This window comes from Stenotrophomonas sp. INTA L402-1 (genome assembly GCF_059295135.1).
The window spans coordinates 38,520-45,262 of record NZ_JCAFWP010000038.1; the positions used below are offsets into that span (position 1 = coordinate 38,520).

Consider the following 6,743-nt stretch of genomic DNA (forward strand, 5'->3'; position numbering starts at 1 on the left):
CCTTTCGCTGCCTCGCCGGCCATCCGCGCTACCCCCGTGGGGCCGCTTCCCGTAGACTGCGTCCCTCCCACGTACCGACGCCCGCCTGCAGTGATCACGCCACCCTGACCCTTGCCGCACATCGGCAGCCGGCCTGCCCGGCTCAGGAACCCGTGTCTTTCCACTGCAGCGCCATGCGGCCACGCCCGCCTGCGCGCGGAGCTTTCCCATGCAAACGTCCTACCCCCTGCGCCAGCAATGGCTCGGCAACATCCGTGGCGACCTGCTGTCCGGCATCGTCGTCGCCCTGGCCCTGATTCCCGAGGCCATCGCGTTCTCGCTCATCGCCGGCGTCGACCCCAAGGTCGGCCTGTACGCCGCGTTCTCGATTGCCGTCATCACCGCCATCGCTGGCGGCCGCCCCGGCATGATCTCCGCAGCCACCGGTGCGATGGCGCTGGTGATGGTCGACCTGGTCAAGGACCACGGCCTGCAGTACCTGTTCGCCGCCAGCATCCTGGCCGGCCTGCTGCAGGTGCTGGCCGGTGTGTTCAAGCTCGGCTCGTTGATGCGCTTCGTCTCGCGCTCGGTCATCACCGGTTTCGTCAACGCGCTGGCGATCCTGATCTTCCTGGCACAGATGCCCGAGCTGATCGGTCGCGGCCCTACGGTCTACGTGCTGTGCGCCGCCGCGCTGGCGATCATCTACCTGCTGCCGCGCATTACCCGCGCGGTGCCGTCGCCACTGGTGGCCATTGTGGTGCTGACCGCCGTGGTGATCGGCTTCGGCGTAGACGTACGCAGCGTCGGCGACATGGGCCAGCTGCCCGACAGCCTGCCGCATTTCCTGCTGCCCGATGTGCCGCTCACCTGGGAGACGCTGCGCATTCTGCTGCCGGTGTCGGCCACACTGGCCGTGGTCGGCCTGCTTGAATCGATGATGACCTTGCAGATCGTCGAGGACATCACCGAAACGCCCAGCGAGCGCAACCGCGAATGCGTCGGCCAGGGCGTGGCGAATACGGTCACCGGCTTCCTCGGCGGCATGGCCGGCTGCGCGATGATCGGCCAGTCGGTGATCAACGTGACCTCCGGTGGCCGCGGCCGCCTGTCCTGCCTGGTGGCCGGCGTGTTCCTGCTGATACTGGTGGTGTACGGCAGCGAACTGGTGCGGCAGATCCCGATGGCGGCGCTGGTGGCGGTGATGATCATGGTCAGCATTGGCACCTTCAGCTGGCGCTCGCTGCGCGACCTGCGCACGCATCCGCGCAGTTCGTCAGCAGTGATGCTGCTGACCGTGGTGGTCACCGTGGCCACCCACGACCTGGCCAAGGGCGTGCTCAGCGGTGTGCTGCTATCGGCCCTGTTCTTCGCGCGAAAGGTTGGTCGCATGCTGGATGTGCAGCGCGACGATGCCGGTGACACGCAGGTCTATCGCGTGCGCGGGCAGGTGTTCTTCGCCTCGGCAGGGCAGCTGGGTGCAGCGTTCGATTACCAGCACGTGGCGCCGAAGGTGCAGATTGATCTGCGCGATGCGCACCTGTGGGACCTGACTGCCGTTGCCGCGCTGGAGCGGGCGCAGGAAAAGCTGGCCGCGCACGGTGCGGAGGTGACGGTGGTGGGGCTCAATGCGGCCAGCCAGACCCTCATTGAGCAGGTGGGTGGCAAAGGCGCTGCTGGCAGCGCGCATTGACGCTATCGGCTCTCGTGGAGCAACTGCAACGCCATGGCCGCTGTTGCGGTTGCTGCATCTTCAGCCTGTGAACCCCACCCAAGGTGGAAGAATCGCCGCGATCGTGCTCCGTTGTGATCCTCACGACGGAGTACTTCTGCCGGAATGGATTCGCTCTTCAACAACGCCACCACGCTGCTGACCTTTCTGCTGCCGGGCTTCCTGGCAGCCTGGGTGTTCTACGGGCTGACTTCACACCCCAAGCCACCCCAGTTCGAAAGGACCGTGGAAGCGCTGGTATTCACCTTCGTCGTCCAGGTGCTGGTGAAGTTCACCGAACTGTTGCTCCTGCTGGCTGGTCGCTGCTTTGTGCTGGGTACATGGACCGAGTCCAGCAGCCTGCTATGGGGTTTTGTCCTCGCCGCACTGCTGGGGGCAGGATTGGCCCTCGCTGCGAACAAGGACTTCTTCCATGGGGTTCTCCGCCGCGCAGGCTTCACTACCCGTACGTCCCACCCGAGCGAGTGGTACTGCGTGCTGGGTACGCGTCCTGCCTTCGTGGTGCTGCAATTGAAGGATGGCCGTCGATTGACCGGCTACCCCAAGGAGTGGCCGATCAGCCCCGCTGCGGGACAGTTCTACATGCAGATGCCGGCCTGGCTGGTGGATGCGGATCCACCCGATGAAGGTGCCGATCCAGCAGCGGATCACGTGGCCAGCCCCGCCGTGGTCGAGCTTCCGCAGCTCGATGGCATACTGATTCACGCAGTGGATGTGCAGTGGGTCGAGATTCTCCAGGAGACAGACGATGGCTAAGTTGAGGAAGGGTTCCAACCCACCACTGGACCAGTTGGTCGTATCCATGGAGAACGCGAACCCCAAGCTCCCCGAGGGCAGGAAGCGTCCGCCGCCACCGCCCAGCCCGCCCCGGCCGCCAGCCGGAGCCGGGCCCAACCGGCGCTCGCAGCGCGGCTGACCGGGCGCATTCAGCCACGCGGTGTAAACTATTGATCTCACTGGCAATGCCAGTCTCCACGATCAACACCCCGATGACGTCCGCCACCGCCCGTTACGCCGATTCCCTGCGCCTGTCCGTTGCCCCGATGATGGACTGGACGGACCGCCATTGCCGCGTGTTCCATCGAGTGCTGGCGCCGGGCGCACGCCTGTACACGGAGATGGTGCACGCCAACGCGGTCATCCACGGCGATCGCGAGCGCCTGCTCGGCTTCGACCGCAGCGAACAGCCGCTGGCCGTGCAATTGGGTGGCAGTGATCCTGCCCTGCTGGCGCAGGCCGCCCGCATCGCCGCCGAATGGGGTTATGACGAGGTCAACCTCAACTGCGGCTGCCCGTCTGATCGCGTGCAGGCCGGGCGTTTTGGCGCGTGCCTGATGCGCGAGCCGGCGCTGGTGGCCGAGTGCGTTGCGGCCATGGTCGATGCGGTTGATATCCCGGTGACGGTGAAGTGCCGCCTGGGCGTGGACGAGGACAACGACTACGACGTGTTCGCCGCCTTCGTCGACCGTCAGGTCGCCGCCGGTGCGGCGATGGTGGTGGTGCACGCGCGCAACGCGTGGCTGAAGGGCCTGTCGCCGAAGGAGAACCGCGAGGTTCCCCCGCTCAAATACGACTGGGCCTACCGCTTGAAGCAGGAGCGCCCGGCACTGCCGGTGGTGCTCAATGGCGGCCTGGCCAGCCTCGAGGCGGTGCAGGCGCAGGCCGTGCACGTCGATGGCGTGATGCTGGGCCGCGCGGCCTACCACGATCCCTATCTGCTGCATCAGCTGGAGGCGTTGCATACCGGCGCCCCGCTGCAGGCCCGTGGCGACCTGCTGCGCGCGCTGCGGCCCTATGTGGAAGCGCGGCTGGGCGAAGGCCTGGCGCTGAAGCACATCACCCGCCACGTGCTTGGCCTGTTCCACGGCCAGGCCGGCGGCCGCGCATTCCGCCAGGTGCTGAGCGAGGGCGCACACCGCCCGGGCGCCGATTGGCGCCTGATCGAGCAGGCGCTGGCGGTCACCGAACGTGCATCTGATCGCGCCGTAGCGTGACCGCAGTCACATCCCTGACTTGACAAGGGGCGGCGATTCGTCCCGAATGTTCACTTAGCTGAACGACTTGGAGTTGAAGCCGGAAAAGTTCAGACCGGATTCACCGCTGTAAACCAAGAATTTGCAAAAGATTTGTAAAACGCTGGGTTTCGAACCCGGCGCCGGATTTACGACTTTTGAACGAATCGCCGTGCTCGGCTAGGATCGCATCGATGTCTTCCGCTCCCTTCCATCGCCGCATTGCCCTGGCCACCTGCGTGGTCCTGTCGGCTGTGCCGCTGTCTTCGGCGCTGGCGCAACAGCCGCCGCGCGGCGACCAGGGGCGGGCGGAGATGATGGAGCGGGGCGAGCGCGGTGGCCGTGGCGACGAGCGGTCGCTGTCCGATGCCGTGCGCCGCGTGCAGCGCACCACCGGTGGCCACATCCTCGGCGCCGAGCGCGTGCCGTTCGATGGTCGTGATATCAACCGGGTGAAGTACATGGACGATCGGGGCCGGGTCCGCTACATGGACGACCCCGCCCCGTCGCGTTCACAGCCGCGCACGCCGCGGTCGGATATGTCATCACTACGCGGCGATAACCCCTGAACAGGGATAGTCGTCGCTATCAACCCGTACCCCACAGGCCTCCGGGCCACACCCAGGACACTAGGGAGAGTTCATGCGTATCCTTCTGGTCGAAGACGAAGCCCCGCTGCGTGAGACCCTGGCAGCCCGGCTCAAGCGCGAAGGCTTTGCCGTCGATGCTGCGCAGGACGGCGAGGAAGGCCTCTACATGGGGCGCGAAGTTCCGTTCGATGTCGGCATCATCGACCTCGGCCTGCCCAAGATGTCGGGCATGGAGCTGATCAAGGCCCTGCGTGACGAAGGCAAGAAATTCCCGGTGCTGATCCTGACCGCGCGTTCGAGCTGGCAGGACAAGGTCGAAGGCCTGAAGCAAGGCGCCGATGACTACCTGGTCAAGCCGTTCCACGTCGAAGAACTGCTGGCCCGTGTCAACGCGCTGCTGCGCCGCGCCGCTGGCTGGAGCAAGCCGACGCTGGAATGCGGCCCGGTCGCCCTGGATCTGGCTGCCCAGACCGTTAGCGTGGCCGGCAGCAATGTCGACCTCACCAGCTACGAGTACAAGGTGCTGGAGTACCTGATGATGCACGCCGGTGAACTGGTCTCCAAGGCCGACCTCACCGAGCACATCTACCAGCAGGACTTCGACCGCGACTCGAACGTGCTGGAAGTCTTCATCGGCCGCCTGCGCAAGAAGCTGGACCCGGATGGCGAGCTGAAGCCGATCGAGACCGTGCGCGGTCGCGGCTACCGTTTCGCGATTCCGCGCAACGAGGGCTGAGCCGGCTCACCCTGGCGATAACACGATGTCCGGCCGTCTGTGGTTCTTCCGACGCTGGCGGCCGCGCTCACTGCAGGCGCGCCAGATGTTCGCCGCGTCCGTGGGTCTGGTCGCGTTCCTGGCGCTGGCCGGTTACGCGCTCGACGCCGCCTTCGCCGATACGGCGAAGGCGAACCTGCGCGAGCGCCTGAAGAACTACGCCACCGCCTATGCGGCCGGCATCGACTTCACCCGCGACCGCTCGCTGTACATCCGCGAGCAGCCGCCGGATTCGCGCTTCGACGTGCCGGGCAGCGGCCTGTACCTGCAGGTGGTGATGCCGCACGGCAAGGGCAATTCGATGTCCGCCGAAGGCCCGATGCTGCCCACCGTCGGCGGCGGCCTGCTGGCGCCGCGCCAGGAAGTGTTCGAAGGCCCGCTGCCGATGATCCAGATCGACGGCAGCCAGGGCTCGGTGTACCGCTATGGCCTGGGCCTGGTGTGGGATGCCGACGCCGATCCCGCCACCGAATTCCCGTACACCATCTACGTGATGGAAGACTCGCGTGCGCTGGGTGCGCAGCTGCGGGTGTTCCGCAGCCGGGTCTGGTTCTACCTGGGCGGTATCGGCCTGATCCTGCTGCTGCTGCAGACCGTTATCCTGCAGTGGAGCCTGCGGCCCCTGCGCCGCGTGATCACCGAGCTGACCAAGGTGCAGCGTGGCGAGACCGCGCGCATGAGCGAGCGCCACCCGCGCGAGCTGGAACCGCTGACCGACAGCATCAACGCCTTCATTGAAAGCGAGCGCGAGAATCTCGAGCGCCAACGCAACACCCTGGCCGACCTGGCGCACAGCCTGAAGACACCGATCGCAGTGCTGCGCACGCAGATGGATAGTGGTGCCGGTGACAGCGCGCTGCGCGAGGAACTGGACGTGCAGCTGCAGCGCATGAACAACCTGGTCTCCTACCAGCTGGCACGTGCGGCGTCGTCGGGTCACAAGCTGTTCTCCGCGCCGCTGCCGATTGAATCCAACGCCGAGGAAATCGTGCGTGGCCTGGAGAAGGTCTACGCCTCGAAGGGCGTGCTGTGCGAATTCGATATCGACCCGGCCGCACGCTTCCACGGCGAACCGGGTGACCTGCAGGAACTGCTGGGCAACCTGCTGGAGAATGCCTTCAAGTGGGCCAACCGCCGCGTGCTGCTGACCGCGCAGCCGCTGCCGGCACCGAACGCGCGCCGCGCCGGCCTGCTGCTGGCGGTGGACGACGACGGCCCGGGCATCGCCCCGGATGACATCGGCAAGGTGCTGCAGCGTGGCGTGCGTGGCGACGAGCGCGTGCAGGGCCACGGCATCGGCCTGTCGATCGTGCAGGACCTGATCAAGGACTACCGCGGTGAACTGGCTGTAGGCCGCTCCGAGGAACTGGGCGGCGCCCGTTTCGAAGTGCGCCTGCCACCGGGGCCGTAATCCGCGCGTTCCCGTCCGCCGGCCATCGCCTGGCGCAACAGCACGGGTGTTCCGGTAGTGGCGGGGGGTGATAAACCAATCCCCGCCCCCCAGACCCGAGCGGATGGCGGGTGCCGGGGGGTGGGGGAGAAAGGGGGGGGGGGGGGGGGGGGGGGGGGGGGGGGGGGGGGGGGGGGGGGGGGGGGGGGGGGGGGGGGGGGGGGGGGGGGGGGGGGGGGGGGGGGGGGGGGGGGGGGGGGGGGGG

6 protein-coding genes are annotated in these 6,743 nt (G+C 67.0%); all 6 read left to right on the plus strand.

From position 1 onward, the window contains the following. Positions 1 to 208: 208 nt before the first annotated feature. The 6 genes from AC5O77_RS18230 (at position 209) to AC5O77_RS18255 (ending at position 6,499) form a co-directional block, all read left to right on the plus strand. Entirely contained in the window at positions 209 to 1,672 is a 1,464-nt protein-coding gene (locus AC5O77_RS18230) for a SulP family inorganic anion transporter (protein ID WP_494507037.1), read from the plus strand. 144 nt (positions 1,673 to 1,816) lie between these two features. Next, the gene (locus tag AC5O77_RS18235; RefSeq protein WP_478058857.1) at positions 1,817 to 2,467 is read left to right on the plus strand and encodes a DUF6338 family protein; all 651 of its coding nucleotides are present in this window, start codon (positions 1,817 to 1,819) and stop codon (positions 2,465 to 2,467) included. A 206-nt stretch (positions 2,468 to 2,673) separates the two neighbouring features. Then, positions 2,674 to 3,705 (plus strand): tRNA dihydrouridine(20/20a) synthase DusA, encoded by a 1,032-nt coding sequence (dusA, locus tag AC5O77_RS18240; protein ID WP_161994209.1) that lies wholly within the window; start codon positions 2,674 to 2,676, stop codon positions 3,703 to 3,705. A 212-nt stretch (positions 3,706 to 3,917) separates the two neighbouring features. Next, complete coding sequence (locus AC5O77_RS18245) at positions 3,918 to 4,292, plus strand: hypothetical protein (protein WP_032128191.1); 375 nt, start codon at positions 3,918 to 3,920, stop codon at positions 4,290 to 4,292. A 73-nt stretch (positions 4,293 to 4,365) separates the two neighbouring features. Then, positions 4,366 to 5,049, plus strand: coding sequence for a response regulator transcription factor (locus AC5O77_RS18250; RefSeq protein WP_004136763.1), 684 nt, complete (start codon positions 4,366 to 4,368; stop codon positions 5,047 to 5,049). Between the two features lie 25 nt (positions 5,050 to 5,074). Beyond that, the gene (locus AC5O77_RS18255) at positions 5,075 to 6,499 is read left to right on the plus strand and encodes an ATP-binding protein (protein WP_494507038.1); all 1,425 of its coding nucleotides are present in this window, start codon (positions 5,075 to 5,077) and stop codon (positions 6,497 to 6,499) included. Positions 6,500 to 6,743 lie beyond the last annotated feature (244 nt).

Excerpts from the sequence above, each read along its gene's own strand:
- AC5O77_RS18250 (WP_004136763.1), top strand. The coding sequence starts at position 4,366 with ATGCGTATCCTTCTGGTCGAAGACGAAGCCCCGCTGCGTGAGACCCTG.
- AC5O77_RS18235 (WP_478058857.1), top strand. The coding sequence starts at position 1,817 with ATGGATTCGCTCTTCAACAACGCCACCACGCTGCTGACCTTTCTGCTG.
- AC5O77_RS18230 (WP_494507037.1), top strand. The coding sequence starts at position 209 with ATGCAAACGTCCTACCCCCTGCGCCAGCAATGGCTCGGCAACATCCGT.
- dusA (WP_161994209.1), top strand. The coding sequence starts at position 2,674 with ATGCCAGTCTCCACGATCAACACCCCGATGACGTCCGCCACCGCCCGT.
- AC5O77_RS18245 (WP_032128191.1), top strand. The coding sequence starts at position 3,918 with ATGTCTTCCGCTCCCTTCCATCGCCGCATTGCCCTGGCCACCTGCGTG.
- AC5O77_RS18255 (WP_494507038.1), top strand. The coding sequence starts at position 5,075 with ATGTCCGGCCGTCTGTGGTTCTTCCGACGCTGGCGGCCGCGCTCACTG.